At 62.7% G+C, this 14417-nt stretch carries 13 protein-coding genes and 1 riboswitch; of the genes, 9 read left to right on the top strand and 4 right to left on the bottom strand.

Going from position 1 to position 14417, the window contains the following annotated elements; genetic code table 11:
* Positions 1–3 precede the first annotated feature (3 nt).
* The 4 genes from GHK62_RS02780 to GHK62_RS02765 all read left to right on the top strand — a co-directional run bounded on the left by GHK62_RS02780 (position 4) and on the right by GHK62_RS02765 (position 3358).
* Positions 4–414: an RNA-binding S4 domain-containing protein gene (locus GHK62_RS02780; RefSeq protein WP_153436815.1), complete on the top strand. Its 411-nt coding sequence runs from the start codon at positions 4–6 to the stop codon at positions 412–414.
* Between the two features lie 298 nt (positions 415–712).
* Positions 713–1051, top strand: a complete 339-nt coding sequence (fdxA, locus tag GHK62_RS02775; RefSeq protein WP_153436814.1) for a ferredoxin FdxA — start codon at positions 713–715, stop codon at positions 1049–1051.
* Positions 1052–1463: 412 nt separating this feature from the next.
* Entirely contained in the window at positions 1464–2033 is a 570-nt protein-coding gene (locus GHK62_RS02770; protein ID WP_136505337.1) for a CarD family transcriptional regulator, read from the top strand.
* A gap of 458 nt (positions 2034–2491) precedes the next feature.
* The gene (locus GHK62_RS02765; RefSeq protein ID WP_153436813.1) at positions 2492–3358 is read left to right on the top strand and encodes an RNA polymerase factor sigma-32; all 867 of its coding nucleotides are present in this window, start codon (positions 2492–2494) and stop codon (positions 3356–3358) included.
* A 171-nt stretch (positions 3359–3529) separates the two neighbouring features.
* On the opposite strand, the gene GHK62_RS02760 is transcribed toward GHK62_RS02765, so the two are convergent.
* From GHK62_RS02760 to thiB, 4 genes are all read right to left on the bottom strand, one after another.
* Positions 3530–5041 carry a M48 family metalloprotease gene (locus GHK62_RS02760; RefSeq protein ID WP_153436812.1) on the bottom strand — a complete coding sequence of 504 codons (1512 nt, stop codon included), beginning with the start codon at positions 5039–5041 and terminating at the stop codon, positions 3530–3532.
* 372 nt (positions 5042–5413) lie between these two features.
* On the bottom strand, positions 5414–6142 hold the full coding sequence (locus tag GHK62_RS02755; protein WP_153436811.1) for a thiamine ABC transporter ATP-binding protein: 729 nt from the start codon (positions 6140–6142) through the stop codon (positions 5414–5416).
* Positions 6139–7767 (bottom strand): thiamine/thiamine pyrophosphate ABC transporter permease ThiP, encoded by a 1629-nt coding sequence (gene thiP / locus GHK62_RS02750; RefSeq protein ID WP_153436810.1) that lies wholly within the window; start codon positions 7765–7767, stop codon positions 6139–6141. The genes GHK62_RS02755 and thiP overlap by 4 nt, the downstream gene beginning before the upstream one ends.
* 7 nt (positions 7768–7774) lie before the next feature.
* Positions 7775–8794 (bottom strand): thiamine ABC transporter substrate binding subunit, encoded by a 1020-nt coding sequence (gene thiB / locus GHK62_RS02745; protein WP_153436809.1) that lies wholly within the window; start codon positions 8792–8794, stop codon positions 7775–7777.
* Positions 8795–8843: 49 nt separating this feature from the next.
* Positions 8844–8959: riboswitch (TPP riboswitch) on the bottom strand.
* Positions 8960–9182: 223 nt separating this feature from the next.
* On the opposite strand from thiB, the gene GHK62_RS02740 reads away from it, so the two are divergent.
* The 5 genes from GHK62_RS02740 to GHK62_RS02720 all read left to right on the top strand — a co-directional run bounded on the left by GHK62_RS02740 (position 9183) and on the right by GHK62_RS02720 (position 14346).
* Positions 9183–9668, top strand: a complete 486-nt coding sequence (locus tag GHK62_RS02740) for a GNAT family N-acetyltransferase (RefSeq protein ID WP_153436808.1) — start codon at positions 9183–9185, stop codon at positions 9666–9668.
* A gap of 203 nt (positions 9669–9871) precedes the next feature.
* On the top strand, positions 9872–10522 hold the full coding sequence (locus GHK62_RS02735) for a thiamine diphosphokinase (RefSeq protein WP_153436807.1): 651 nt from the start codon (positions 9872–9874) through the stop codon (positions 10520–10522).
* Between the two features lie 4 nt (positions 10523–10526).
* Positions 10527–12353: an ABC-F family ATP-binding cassette domain-containing protein gene (locus tag GHK62_RS02730; RefSeq protein ID WP_153436806.1), complete on the top strand. Its 1827-nt coding sequence runs from the start codon at positions 10527–10529 to the stop codon at positions 12351–12353.
* Between the two features lie 266 nt (positions 12354–12619).
* A complete protein-coding gene (locus GHK62_RS02725) occupies positions 12620–13111 on the top strand; it encodes a MarR family winged helix-turn-helix transcriptional regulator (protein WP_153436805.1) in 492 nt (163 codons plus the stop codon).
* Positions 13108–14346: a multidrug effflux MFS transporter gene (locus tag GHK62_RS02720; RefSeq protein WP_153436804.1), complete on the top strand. Its 1239-nt coding sequence runs from the start codon at positions 13108–13110 to the stop codon at positions 14344–14346. The genes GHK62_RS02725 and GHK62_RS02720 overlap by 4 nt, the downstream gene beginning before the upstream one ends.
* The last annotated feature ends 71 nt before the right edge of the window (positions 14347–14417 follow it).

Below are 14417 nucleotides of genomic sequence, written 5' to 3'. Positions count from 1 at the left end.
GCAATGGAGAAACAGCCAGCGTCTGCGCCCGCACCTCGTCAGCGGCTCGACAAGTGGCTGTTCTTCGCGCGGCTGATCAAATCGCGCTCGCTTGCCCAAAAGGCGATCGAGGCCGGTCATGTCGCGATCAACGGCGCGCGGGTGACGCAATCGTCCGCTCAGGTAAAGGCCGGAGATACGCTTGAATTGGCACTCGAGCGGCGGGATCTCGTTCTTCGCGTGCTCTTGCCCGGAACACGGCGGGGGCCCTACGAAGAGGCCCGCCTGCTCTACGAGGACCTGACCCCGCCGGCCTCGTCCCGGAGGCTCACGGCTTTTGAGCAGGCGACGCGTGAGCGAGGTGCCGGGCGACCGACGAAGCGGGAGCGGCGCGATACGGATCGCCTTAAGCCCGATTTCGGCGAGGACGATTGAGCCGCGGGCGGCGGTCACCATGCCGCCTGGCCCGTGAAAAATCGGCGAAATCAACGATTTTGGATCGAAGCGATCGAAAATCATTCCACTCTGGAAAACTCTGCCTGCTTCCCGGCAAACGGCGCATGGATTATTCTTGCAAAGGGCCCTCAAAGCCGTTACCTGACAAACCACGTTGAATGGCATTCGGGGTCTGCTTCGGCAGCTATGCGCGCCGGACATTCCTAGCATGCACGGACGATGGGCATCACCATTGGTTGCCGTCTGCCATCAAATGTGAGCTTGGCTGGAGTACCTCATGACGTATGTCGTGACCGACAATTGCATTCGCTGCAAGTATACGGACTGCGTGGAAGTCTGCCCGGTGGATTGCTTCTATGAAGGGGAGAATTTCCTCGTCATCCACCCGGACGAGTGTATCGATTGCGGGGTGTGTGAGCCGGAATGTCCGGCCAATGCGATCAAGCCGGATACCGAGCCGGGGCTCGACATGTGGTTGAAATTGAACGCTGATTTTGCGACGAAGTGGCCGAATATCACGGTCAAGCGGGATCCTCTGCCCGAGGCGAAGGAGATGGACGGCGTCGAGGGCAAATACGACAAGTATTTCTCTGCCGAGCCGGGACAGGGTGACTGAAGCAATCGTCCGTGCTTGGTTCGCCGGCGCTGACGAACGGATACAAAGCGAGGGCCGAAATCTGGGGAAATCCGGCCTCAGCCTCACAATTGTGTGCGTGGTGGCTTGATCGCTGCCATGCAGCAAATTATTGATTTGCGCACTTTTTTGTGATAGCTTCCTGTTACTGATCCACCGAGGGTGTTTTTGCGCGCCCGAAAACCATCACGAAAGCAAACGATCTCCACGGCGCGGCTCTTTCCCAAATAAGCAACGTTCCGTTGCCTGTGACCGCGTTCCATGAGGCCATTTGCGTTCCGTTGGACGGACCAGGATTGACCCCACCCGGCGGTATCCCCGTCTATCCCGGGCCTGACCGACCCGGCCCCGGCCTTTGAGAGGCCGGGTGCGCAATAGGGAGTTTTTGAAACGAATGACGACCCAGCAGAAAAAATCTTCAACGCGCCAAGGCTTCAAGACCGGTGAATCGATCGTATATCCGGCTCACGGTGTTGGCCAGATCGTTGCGATTGAGGAGCAGGAAGTCGCTGGCATGAAGCTCGAGCTTTTTGTCATCGATTTCGAGAAGGACAAGATGCGTCTCAAGGTGCCGGTGGCGAAAGCCGTCAGCATCGGCATGCGCAAGCTGTCCGAAACCGATTTCGTCGATCGTGCGCTGAAGGTCGTGCAGGGCAAGGCACGCGTGAAGCGGACCATGTGGTCCCGTCGTGCCCAGGAATACGATGCCAAGATCAATTCCGGCGATCTCATCTCCATCGCGGAAGTGGTGCGCGATCTCTATCGCGCGGAAAACCAGCCGGAACAGTCCTATTCCGAACGCCAGCTTTATGAGGCCGCTCTTGACCGCATGGCGCGCGAAATCGCTGCCGTCAACAAGATGTCGGAAACGGAGGCGGTACGTCTCGTCGAAGCCAACCTGAACAAGGGGCCGAAGCGCGGCAAGGCCATCGAAGAAGAGGATACCCAGGACGAGGCCGCTTAAGCCGCAGTCTCGGAAACAGAAGCCACGACCAAGAAGCCCGGCCCTCGCGTCGGGCTTTTTTTTGCTCGCATGGCTACTCTATGTTTCCATTGAGGATGGAAGCATGCAGAACTTCAAACGTGCGACAGCGGCCCTTGCGCGTCTGATAGGACGCGCGGCTGCATGCCTTGGCCGCAATGCAGAAACACCCATCCCGAAATCATTGCAGGCAAGGGAACCTTTTGCGCCGGCGCGCGTTGGGAAAGGCCGGTGCGAAGGTGTTCGCCTTTGCGGCCCGGACGATCTTGGTTCTGTGATCTCTCACCGTGTCAGGTTCGTATCTTCGATTTAGGGCGCTGCACCGGTTCTTCAAGTACGACCTGGCGCTCACCGTTTCCTGTCGCCGGATGCTCCGACAAGCGTTTGGCCCTTCGTGTTCAATCGTTAACGGCGCCCGGGCGCCAGCTACGGAGCGATCGATGAAGACCCTTACAGCAGACAGGCGCATGATCAAGATTGCCATGGACGCGCCCTATCTCGAACGCGACGAGGAGCATGCCCTGGCGCAGGCCTGGAGGGACAACAACGATCAGGAGGCGCGCAACAAGATTGCCATGGCGCACATGCGCCTGGTGATCGCCATGGCGGCGAAATTCCGCAGCTTCGGGTTGCCTATGAGCGATCTTGTCCAGGAGGGGCATGTCGGCCTGCTGGAGGCGGCGGCACGCTTCGAGCCAAGCCGGGACGTTCGCTTCTCCACCTATGCCACCTGGTGGATCCGCGCGTCGATGCAGGACTATGTGCTGCGCAACTGGTCGATCGTGCGCGGAGGCACAAGCTCGGCGCAAAAGGCGCTGTTCTTCAATCTCAGGAGACTGCGGGCGCGTCTTGCCCAAGGCGACCGGCAGCTGACCTCGCAGGCGATGCACGAGGAGATAGCCGCCGCGCTGGGCGTCAGCCTCGCCGATGTGCAGACGATGGATGCGCGCCTGTCCGGAAGCGACGCGTCTCTGCAGGCCCCGGTTGGCCACGGAGATTCGGATGGCGGCGAGCGTCTCGACTTTCTTGCGAGCGAAGCGCCGCTGCCCGATGAACAGGTCAGCGACATGATCGACGGCGAACGCGCGCGTCGCTGGCTTCATATCGCCCTTGGAGAGTTGAGCGAGCGCGAGATGAAGATCATCCGCGCCCGGCGATTGTCGGAAGACGGCGCGACGCTGGAGGAGCTTGGCGTCGATCTCGGCATCTCGAAGGAGCGCGTCAGGCAGATCGAGACCCGGGCGCTGGAAAAGCTGCGTGCCGCGCTCGCCGCCAAGGCGCCGGCATTGACGGCCGGCATGCACTGACTACGGCCATCGTGGCGCTCTACAGCGCCGCGCGTCCAATCGGACGCGCAAAGATCGTTGTAGTACTTTGATTTGCTGCATGATTCCTTAAATCGATTCCGATTTAAGGAATCATGCAGTAGTGCCGTTCAGGCCAAACCAATCAATGAATCGTCGGTAGGTTACCGCAGACTACTCCGCGATGATCTTCACCTTGTCGCCGGGTTTGACGGTGGAGGTGATCTGCATCGCGTTGATCAGGCGGAAGAGATCGAGCTTGCGGTCCGTCCCCATCATCCGGGCGGCAAGCGTCGCCATGGTGTCGCCGGATCTCACCGTAACCACGCGAATGCGCAGCGGCTTCAGCGATTGAACCTCCGCTTGCGTCATCCGGCGGAAAGAGCCGCGCAACTGGCTCGCCGTGGCTTCGAGCGCGCGCGATCCCTTGGGTACCGCGGTCAGGAACCGGTAGATGCGGTTGTCGATGCGGATCACGGTGACATCGAAGTCCCACCGGTCGGCGGACGCGCGTGCCGTTGCCGCCTCGAGGCCATTGACCGAGATCGGACGGATGGTATCCGGCTGCAGACCGGTGACCCAGCCGCTGGCGATATAATCCGTGAGGCTGCGCCCTCCGGTGTCGGCGACGCCATCGAAACGGATCGCGATGTCACCCGGGCCGGTCGCGAGCACCGCCTCGGCCTTGTTGTCGATCTGGAAGCCGAACGGCACGTCGAAGCGGATGCCGAGCTGGCCGTGCAGGAATGTCTGGCCGCGGACATACCCTTCCTGCGGGCTGTCGCCATAGAGGATGCCGTCGATACCGGCGAGATAATAGTCGCGTCCGCGATCGCCGATCGTGCCTTCGGCGCCGAAGGCACGCGCGTGCCGGCGCGCCAGTTCGACGCGCTGCGGCGCGTTGGGGTGGCTTGACAGGAAGTCGAGGCTCTGGTCGGTTTCCGGGTCGACCGCCGTGAAGCGGGCGTAGGCCGCCATCGAATCGAGGAAGCGGGCGGCGGCATAGGGGTCGTATCCCGCCTCGCCGAGCATGCGCACGCCGATCACGTCGGCCTGGAGCTCCTGATTGCGCGAGAAGGCGGCAAGCCGCAGCTTGCCGCGGGCGAGCGCCTGTTTTCCGGCCAGATTGGAGGAAAGCACCTCGGAGACGACCCGGCTCGCGATCACCTCGGCCTCTTCGCGCTGCTGGCGCTCGATGCCGTGGTTAGCGGTGACGTGCGCCATCTCGTGCGAGAGCACGGCAGCGACCTCCGAGGCATCGTTCGCGAGCGCCAGAAGACCGCGCGTGACGTAGAGATAGCCGCCCGGGAGTGCAAAGGCGTTGATCGCAGGGGAATTCAAGATGGTAATGCGATAGGACTGCTGCGGATTTTCCGAAACCGCCGTCAGCGCGCCGGTGATGCGCGCCACCAGCCGTTCGGTCTTGGCGTCCTTGTATTCGCCACCGTAGCTCGCAACGATCCGCGGGTGTTCGCGTGCGCCGAGCTGGGCGCGCGGATCGTTCTTCTGCACTTCCTCGACGATCTGCGGATTTGACGAGGGGGAAACGGTCGGCTCGTAGGTCTGTTCGATCAGCGACTGGCAGGCCGACAGCAACGTAGTCGCCAGGAATGCAACCATTAATCGTGCATTCTTGCCGCCGCGTCGCGTCGGATTCCGGCCGTCGATGACTGTATGCCTAACCATGCCTCAGCCCGTTCCCCTCGCCGGCGCCTGCCACAACTTAAGCGCCGACGTTGAAAAATCCTACTTTTTCAGCCGGATACCGTGTTCCAGCCTGGGTGTTTCAGCCATGACCGTGCTGTAACGATTTCAGCGCAGTCTGCCTACTGATCCCCGCAGAAATAGTTGCCCCGTGGTATCACAGCAACGGATGCGCGAACATCGCGCCAACCGTCGGATATTCCGCGCGTCGCACAGCGCGGCGGTCAAATTGTGGCGAACGGTAATTTAGCGAAAAATTCCCACGGACGCCTTGCGTGTCTTCCGACGCGCCAGGGTCGCCGGAGCGCTTTGACTTGCTGCATGATTTCGTCCTCAAATCGGCGACGGCAAGCCTCATTCGCGGCCGAGGAAGCGGTTGATCGCCGTGACGTCGCGCCGTTCGACAAACCGATCGACAGGGTCGTGAGCGATGATACGTCCCCGGTCGAGAAAGAGCACGCTGTCGGCGAGCAGTCTCACGTCATCGGGGTGATGCGTGATCATCAGGATCGTATTGCCTTCCTCGTTGTGGAGGTCGCGCAAAAGTTCGCGCATTTCCGCTCTCATGCCCGGATCGAGCGCGGCAAAGGGTTCGTCAAGCAAGAGCAGCGGCCGGTGGCGGACGAGCGCGCGGGCGAGCGCGACCCTCTGACGCTCGCCGCCTGAAAGCGTCGGCGGCAGGCGTCCGCCGAAGCCATCGAGGCCGACGCGCTTCAATGCATCGGTCACCTTGGCCCGGTCGATATCGGTCAGGCGCAAGGCCGGGCTGATGCCGAAACCGACATTGGTTGCGGCGTCGAGATGAGCAAAGAGGTTGTGCTCCTGGAAGATGACCGACACCGGGCGCTCGGCCGGCAGGCGGCCCGCCATGTCCTCTCCGAGAACATCGACCGCACCCTGCTCCGGCTCTTCAAATCCGGCGATGACGTTAAACAGTGTCGATTTGCCCGACCCCGACGCACCGACGACCGCGACGATCTGCCCGGCCGGAATCACGCAGTCGAACGTGAGCTTCGTCGTTTTGAAACGGACTTCGACGTCCTTGAGTGAAACGGCCGCGGAAGCGGAGGCTGGCGAATTCATGCGTCTCTTCCTTCGCGCACGCCGTCCTCTCCCGCCGTGCCGAGCACCGTGAGGATCAGGCAGATGAGCCCGAGCAGCAATGAAAGTCCCGCGGCGTCGGCGGTGCGATAGCTTCCCATGCGGCTGTAAAGCAGCCACGGCAATGTCGTCATGTCCTGCGATCCGAAGAGCGCCACCGCTCCAAGATCGCCAAGCGACAATGCCATGGCGAAGGAAAAGGCCATGAGGAACGGTTTGCGCAACGGCGGCCAGTCGATCCATCGCAGACGATGAAAGCCCGCGATACCGAGGCTCGCCGCCAGCCGATCCGTGCGTGCCGCATGAGTGGCCATTGCCGGAGCGAGCACGCGATGGACGAAGGGAAGCGCCATCAGCGCATTGATGGCGATCACGACGGCCGGTGCAAAACGCGCGACATCGCCGAAGGGACGCAACAGCAGGAACCAGCCCGCGCCGAGAACGACCGGCGGCACCAGCAGGACGAGAGAGGTACTGGCGCCGATCATGCCGGAAAACCCGCGTGCGGCCGCTCCAACCTGCCGTCGCCTCAAGGTAACCTGCTGCGCGCGAATCATCATGGCGGTCGCGCCAACGGAGATCGCGGCCGAAAGCAGGGCAATCGCACCGCTGGTGGCGAACGCACGGTGGACAGCCGCATCGCGGGCGAGCCTCGGCAAATCCGCCTGCAGGCCGGAATAGGCGATCGCGGCGAACGGCAGTCCGACGAAGACGAGCGCAAGAACGAGCCAGAGGCCGTCGGCTAGTCGTGACCGTCCGCTCAAGCCATCGAACCGCCGCATTGCCTTGCCGGTCGTCTCGCTTTCAGGCGGTGGCGGCGCTAGGACCTTCAGAACGAGCAGCAGCGCACCCGTGAGCGCGATCTGAAGGCCGGAAAGGGCGATCGCGCGCGGCGGGTCGAAATCGAAACGCAGCGCCTGATAGATCGCCACTTCGATCGTGCTTGCGGCAGGTCCCCCGCCGAGCGTCAGCACGAGCGTGAAACTGGTGGCGCAGAGCATGAAGATAAGACCGGCGATGCCCGGCAATAGCCCGCGGATCGCCGGCCATTCGATGAAGCGGAAGATTGCGGCCGAAGGCATGCCGAGATTGGCGACAGTGCGCCAGTATTCCCCCGGAATCCGTTCGATTCCGGCAAGCATCAACCGCGCGGCAAGCGGCATGTTGAAGAAGACGTGGGCGAGAAGAATGCCGACGAGGCCGTAGATGCTGATCGGACCGTTGAGCCCGATCGCGACGAGAGCGCTATTGAGAAAGCCCTGCCGGCCCCAAACCTCAATGAGGCCAAGCGCCGCGACGAGCGCGGGCAGGCCAAGCGGCAGCGCCATCAGCCGCAGCAACCAGATGCGGCCGGGAAAGCGCGCCTGGCGGGCGAGCGCACGCGCCACCGGCACTGCGAACAGGATGGAGAGAATCGTCGAGAGGCTCGCCTGAAGCAGCGTGAAGCGGGTGACGCGCCAGACATAGGCGTCGAACGGGGCACCGGTATAACCGCCGCCCGACTGGGCGAGGAGGGCGACCACGGCGAGGGCGACAAAGAGCAGAATGCCGCCAAGGCCGAAGGCCCCCGCGGCAATCGTCATCCGTTTTTCGGCCGCAGCGGACAAGCTGGCCTCAGTTCTTGCTCATGGCCGCCAGCCATTCGTCGATCCAGGCCTTGCGGTTGGCGGCGACCTCCTCGGAAGACATCAGGAATGTCTTTTGCGGGGTGACGAGCTTGCCGAAGGCGTCCGGCAGGGGTTCCTTGGTCGCCGCAACCGGCATCATCCAGTTGGTCGTAGGAATGATCGACTGGAATTCCGGGCCGGTCATGTAGGCCAGAAACTTCTTGGCGAGTTCCGGCTCCTTGGCGTTCTTCGTCACGCCGGCCACTTCGATCTGGATGTAGTGACCCTCGGCGAAGGGAGCGGCCTGATAGCGTTCAGTGTTTTCCGCCACCATGTGGTAGGCCGGTGAGGTGGTGTAGGACAGCACCATCGGTGCTTCGCCCTTGGTGAAGAGGCCGTAGGCTTCCGACCAGCCGGGGGTCACGGTCAGCACCCGGTCCTTGAGCTTGGCCCAGGCGGCGGCCGCCTCATCGCCGTAAACCGATTTCACCCAGAGCAGCAGCCCGAGGCCCGGTGTCGAGGTGCGCGGATCCTCGATGACGATCTTTTGCGAAGGATCGCCCTCTACCAGTTCCTTCAAGCTCTTCGGCGGGTTCTTCAAGGTTTCGGTATCGTAGATCACGGCGAAATGGCCGTAGTCATAGGGAACGAAGGTGTCGTCCGAGAAGCCGCCCGGAACTTTCAAAGCTGCGGTGTCGAGACCGTGCGGGACGAAGAAGCCGGTCGCCTTGGCTTCCGCAACGAGGTTGGTGTCGAGGCCGAGCACGATGTCCGCCTTCGACTGCTCGCCTTCGAGCTTCAATCGTGTCAGAAGCTCGACGCCGTCGGCGACGCCGACATAGTTGACGTCGCAGCCGCAGGTTTTCTCGAAAGCCTCGGCGACTTTCGCGCCAGGCCCCCATTCACTGATGAAACTCTCATAGGTATAGATCGTCAGAGTCTTTTCGGCGGCATGAGCGGCGAACGGCAAAGCCGCGGCCATCGCCGTAATCGCCAGCCGGCGAAGCAACTTGGTGTAATTGGGCATGACGGGCACCTCTCTCCCTGTTGTTGATGTTGCGGGAAAAGGGCGCATCGGTCCGATCGCTTCTAATCCCTCCGCCGGTATGAGCCGGATCAGGTTCCGCGGGTTGGCTTGAGCCTCTCAGCCTTGGTTCCATGAAGCGGACCGAAGGCACCCCGTTAGAGCTGCAAAAGATTTAGCTTTCAGCGGCAGGTCTTGCAAGCCGGGTCTCGGCGGAAACATTTGCCGTCCGAGACATCTGCGCTATTAGACCAAACAATTGTCGGCGGCGTTTGTTCGCCAACCGCATGTTTCCTCAAGTCTTGGCCGGTTTGAGGGTAACCACATGCCGCAAGTCAAAGTGCGAAGGCGCGTCTGATTGAACGCTGCGCCGTAGCGGGGAGGTATTCTCATGCCAGACATGCTCGTCCGTCTCTACGCCTTGCCGGAAAGGCGTGCTTCCCGGCTCGGTCCCGGCATCAGCATTCGCCGGGCGATGGCTGCGGAACGCAGGATCGTCCTCACGTGGATCGAACAACGGTTCGGTGCCGGTTGGGCGGGCGAGGCGGAGGCCGCCTTCTCGTCGACTCCGACGCGGATTCATGTCGCCGTTCACGAGGAGCGGATCGTCGGCTTCGCCTGCCACGACGTCACCGCGCTTGGCTTCTTCGGGCCGACAGGCGTCGACGAGGCGATGCGCGGTCAGGGGATCGGCGAGGCGCTGCTTATCGAAAGCCTGATGGCGATGCGCGCCGCCGGCTACGGCTATGCTGTCATAGGCGGTGTCGGGCCTGCGGATTTTTACGTCCGCACCGTCGGCGCGGTGGAGATAGCGGATTCGACGCCCGGCATTTATGCCGGTATGCTTTTTCCCGGCGAAACGCTGTCGGAAGGCTGATCGCGAGCGATCGAGCTGCCGAAAAGCGCGACCCTTGCTGCCGCAAAATGGTTTTCGGCCCTTAGAGCGGGATGAGGAAAAGTGCGCGCGGTTTTCCGCCCGCATCCCGCTCTAATCCATTGGAATCGATCACGATGATTTTGGGTCGAATCGACCCAAAATCATCGTGATCTGGTCGTTTGTTTGCGCTATGGGCTTCTGCCATGGCCCAACAGACCTTCACCATCCTTCTCGGCGGCTCGCTCACCCGGACCGAGCGGCTTGCAAGCCAGCTCTCCGGCAGTCGCTTCATCGCGGCCGACGGCGGCATGCGTCATGCAAAGACGCTTGGTATCGTTCCCGAGCTCTGGGTCGGCGATTTCGATTCGACCGACGACGCGTTGCTGGCCGCATATGCGGAGGTGCCGCGCGAGCGCTATCCTGCGGCCAAGAGCGCGACCGACGGCGAGATCGGGGTCGATGCGGCGCTCGCGCGGGGCGCAACGTCGCTGATCTTCGTCGGTGCCCTCGGCGGCACCAGAAGCGACCATGCCTTCCTGCATCTTTTGCGCGCCGTGGCAATCGCCGAAGAGGGGTTGCCGGTGCTGATGACCTCCGGCGAGGAGGAAGCCTATCCCTTGCTGGTAGGATCTCAGGAGATCGACCTTCCCAAGGGCAGCCTCTTCTCGATTCTCGGGCTCAGCGCACTGTCCGGCCTCTCCATCGGAAATGCGCGTTATCCGCTCGACGATTTCGCTCTGCCCTTCGGTTCGTCACGGACCATTTCCAACGTTGCGGAGGGGGCGGTCCGCTTTTCCTTGAAATCCGGCCGGGCGGTCATTCTTGCCCGGCCCCATGATCTTTCCGGAGCCTGAAACCTTGGCGCCACCCATTCTGAAGCTTGATGACATCTTTCTGACCTTCGGCGGTGCACCGCTTCTCGCGGGCGCCAACCTGCAGGTCGAGCCCGGCGACCGCATCTGCCTCGTTGGGCGCAACGGTTCCGGCAAGTCGACGCTGATGAAGATGGCCGCCGGTCTTGTCGAGCCGCAATCGGGCGAGATCTTTCGTCATCCCTCGGCGACGGTGCGCTACCTGCACCAGGCGCCAGACTTCGAGGGCTTCGACACGGTCCAGGCCTATGCGGAAGCGGGGCTTGGCCCGAGTGACGATCCCTACCGCGTCGCCTATCTGCTGCAGCATCTGGGGCTGACGGGGCAAGAGGATCCGCGGCAGCTTTCGGGCGGCGAGGCGCGGCGCGCAGCGCTTGCGCGCGTACTGGCACCGGAGCCCGACATCCTGCTCCTCGACGAGCCGACCAACCATCTCGATCTTCCGACGATCGAATGGCTGGAAGACGAGCTCGTCCGCAGCCGCTCGGCACTGGTGCTCATCTCGCACGACCGGCGCTTCCTCGAAAAGGTTTCGACGGCGACCGTCTGGCTCGACCGCGGCCAGTCGCGCCGGCTCGATCGCGGCTTTGGCCATTTCGAGGCTTGGCGCGACGAGGTGCTTGAGGCCGAGGAACTGGAGCAGCACAAGCTCGGCAAGGCGATCGAGCGCGAGGAGCACTGGCTGCGCTATGGTGTTACTGCCCGGCGCAAGCGCAACATGCGCCGTCTTGGCGAACTGCAGGACATGCGGGCGCGCTATCGCGGCCACAAGGGGCCGCAGGGCACGGTGCAAGCGACGGCCGCCGACGCGAAGGAATCCGGCAAGCTGGTCATCGAGGCGGAAAAAATCACCAAGGCCTATGGCGATCGCATGATCGTCGCGCCGTTCTCGATCCGCGTACACCGCGGCGACCGGATCGGCCTCGTTGGCCCGAACGGCGCCGGCAAGACGACATTGCTCAAGTTGCTGACCGGCCAGATCGAGCCGGACTCCGGAACCGTCAAGCTTGGCACCAATCTTGAGATGGCGACGCTCGACCAGAAGCGCGAGGGCCTGAATCTCGACGAGACGCTGGCGCACTACCTGACCGATGGCCGTGGCGACAACCTCCTCGTCAATGGCGAGCAGCGCCACGTCACCGGCTACATGAAGGACTTTCTCTTCCAGCCGGAGCAGGCCCGTACGCCGATCCGTGAGCTTTCGGGCGGCGAGCGGGCGCGGCTTATGCTGGCGCGTATTCTAGCGCGCGCCACCAATCTGCTGATCCTCGACGAGCCGACCAACGATCTCGACATCGAAACGCTCGACCTCCTGCAGGAGATCGTCGCCGGCTTCGCCGGAACGGTCATTCTCGTCAGCCACGACCGCGATTTCCTCGACCGCACCGTGACGTCGACGATCGCGCCGGCCAATCCGGAGGCGCCGGACGGCCGCTGGATCGAATATGCCGGCGGTTATTCCGACATGATGGCGCAGCGCAAGGGCGCGATTGAAGACAGGCGGAAGGCCGAAAAGTCGGAAAAGGCCAAAGCGAACGATGCTCCGGCGGCTGCATCCGAAGCGCCGAAGGCCAAGGGTAAGCTCTCCTACAAGCAGAAGTTCGCGCTGGAAAATCTGCCGAAGGAGATTGCCAAGGCCGAAGCCGAGATCGCCAGGCGCGAAGAGAAGATGGCCGACCCCAATCTGTTTTCGAAGGACCCGAACGGCTTTGCCAAAATTGCCGCCGAGTTGGAAAAGCTCAAGGAAGGGCTCGCGCGGATGGAAGAGGAATGGCTGGAGTTGGAGATGCTGCGCGAAGAGCTCGAGGGCTGAGTTGTTCTCCAGATTACGACAAGACCCCTCCCAACCCCTCCCCACAAGGGGGAGGGGCTTTCGATGCCGCGCCCACATCCCTCTCGTGCCGAACGCTTGCGCGAGCTCAGAAGATAGAATGGCAACTATGCTGGCCGCGGCCGCCAAGCCCCTCGCCCTTGTGGGGAGGGGTCTTGGGCCTTTGGTACTGACGTTTCATCGCCCTGCGTTGAACGCATCCAGGGAATATGATAAGTAAAACTTACTATTCCCTATGAACGATTGAAATGCCGAGAAAACTTGAATCCGAAACGACCGGGATGCTGCTCAACGACGTCTCCCGCCTGCTCCGCGCCGCCTTCGACCGCAAGGTCAATGCGATGCAGCTCGGGATCACGCCGGGCGAGGCGCGCACGCTGATCCAGGTCGCCACGACGGAAGGCATCAAGCAGGCGGAAATCGCCACCCGCATGGGTATCGAGCCGATGACGCTCTCGGCCTATCTCGATCGCCTGGAAGCGCTGGGGCTCGTCGTGCGGGTGCCCGACCCGGCCGACCGGCGCGCCAAGAACGTCGTCGTCAGCGACCGGGCCGATCCGCTCATCGACGAGATGATGGCGGGTTTGCGTGAAATGATGGGCGCCTATACCGAGGGTCTCGGCGAGGGGGGGCTGGAATTGTTGCGCGGCAATCTCCGGATCCTGCGCGACAACCTTCGCCGGCTTGATCCCTGCCTTGCCGGCAAGGAAGGCAATCGGGAAAAAGGGGCGGCCGAATGACGCTCAGGATGAGCGAGCGACGCACGAGCATCATCGGTGCGTTCCTGGTGGCGCTCGGCCCGGTTTCCATGGCGCTCTACACGCCGGCGATGCCGGAGCTCGTACGCGCCTTCGCCACCAGCGAGGCGGCGATCAAGATGACGCTATCGCTCTATTTCGGCGGCTTCGCCTTTGCCCAGCTCGTCTCGGGCACGCTCTCCGACGTTATCGGCCGCCGCTCGTCGACGCTGATCTTCATGGCGATCTATCTCGCCGGCAGCCTGATGGCCGCCTTCGCTCCCTCGATCGGCGTCTTGCTGGCCGGACGTCTGGTGCAGGGGGTCGGCGCCTCCGTCGGCATGACGGTGGCGCGCGCCATCGTGCGCGACCAGTTCACCGGCACCCCCGCTGCCCGCATCATGAACATGATCGGCATGATGCTGGCGCTCGGTCCGGCGGTTTCGCCAACGCTCGGCGGCATCGCGCTCGGCCTCTTCGGCTGGCAGTCGATCTTCTTCCTGATGGTGGGCTTCGCCCTGATGGCTTGCTTCACCGTGCAGTTCTTCATGGTGGAAACGGTGACGCCGGACCGCAGCAAGGGGCGCTTGCGGCCGATCCTCAGGGCTTATGGCGAACTGCTGACGGACAGTCGCTTCGTGTCCTCGACGTTTGTGATCGCCGGTGCTGTCGGCGCGCTTTACGCATGGGCGACGATGCTGCCCTTCGTGCTGATCGGGCAAGTGGGCCTAACACCGACCGAATTCGGGGTCGGCATGCTCATGCAATCCGGCCTCTTCTTCTCCGGCACCGTCACGGTGCGGCTGCTGATGCGGCGTTTCACGCCGCAGGCGCTCGTGCCCGCTGGCCTCGCCTTCATCGGTATGGCCAGCCTTGCCCTCTCCTTCACGATGCATGCGCTCCAGCCCACCTTCCTCTCGGTGATGGCGCCGGTCGGCATCTACGCTTTCGGCATTGCTTTTGTGATGCCCTATATGATGACAGCCTGCATGGTACCCTTCCCGCATATCGCCGGCACGGCATCGGCCATGATGGGCTTCATCCAGATGAGCTCGGGGCTCATCGGCGGGGCGCTCGCCGCTCTCGTCGGCGCCCCGGCGCTGGCGCTTGGCACGATCATTCCGGGTTTCGGTCTCATCTCGATAGCGAGCTATTTCTGGTATCGAAGGACCGTACGTTTGAGGCCGCTCATCGCGCCGACGGCCGCGGAGACGCCGTTTCGCAAAGCGGCGGAATAGCGCAGGATCAAACGGCGGTGTTGTAGTCACGAAAAAGCCGCGGCAGATTGCTCCGCCGCGGGTTTCGTCTG

It is taken from the genome of Sinorhizobium terangae (genome assembly GCF_009601505.1).
In the GTDB taxonomy this organism is placed as follows: Bacteria; Pseudomonadota; Alphaproteobacteria; order Rhizobiales; family Rhizobiaceae; genus Sinorhizobium; species Sinorhizobium terangae.
Note: the sequence above shows the minus strand (reverse complement) of the source record. Positions and strands in the feature narration are given on the sequence as shown.

Coding starts and splice junctions, on each gene's coding strand:
- GHK62_RS02780 (WP_153436815.1), top strand. CDS start 4: ATGGAGAAACAGCCAGCGTCTGCGCCCGCACCTCGTCAGCGGCTCGAC.
- fdxA (WP_153436814.1), top strand. CDS start 713: ATGACGTATGTCGTGACCGACAATTGCATTCGCTGCAAGTATACGGAC.
- GHK62_RS02770 (WP_136505337.1), top strand. CDS start 1,464: ATGACGACCCAGCAGAAAAAATCTTCAACGCGCCAAGGCTTCAAGACC.
- GHK62_RS02765 (WP_153436813.1), top strand. CDS start 2,492: ATGAAGACCCTTACAGCAGACAGGCGCATGATCAAGATTGCCATGGAC.
- GHK62_RS02760 (WP_153436812.1), bottom strand. CDS start 5,041: ATGGTTAGGCATACAGTCATCGACGGCCGGAATCCGACGCGACGCGGC.
- GHK62_RS02755 (WP_153436811.1), bottom strand. CDS start 6,142: ATGAATTCGCCAGCCTCCGCTTCCGCGGCCGTTTCACTCAAGGACGTC.
- thiB (WP_153436809.1), bottom strand. CDS start 8,794: ATGCCCAATTACACCAAGTTGCTTCGCCGGCTGGCGATTACGGCGATG.
- GHK62_RS02740 (WP_153436808.1), top strand. CDS start 9,183: ATGCCAGACATGCTCGTCCGTCTCTACGCCTTGCCGGAAAGGCGTGCT.
- GHK62_RS02735 (WP_153436807.1), top strand. CDS start 9,872: ATGGCCCAACAGACCTTCACCATCCTTCTCGGCGGCTCGCTCACCCGG.
- GHK62_RS02725 (WP_153436805.1), top strand. CDS start 12,620: ATGCCGAGAAAACTTGAATCCGAAACGACCGGGATGCTGCTCAACGAC.
- GHK62_RS02720 (WP_153436804.1), top strand. CDS start 13,108: ATGACGCTCAGGATGAGCGAGCGACGCACGAGCATCATCGGTGCGTTC.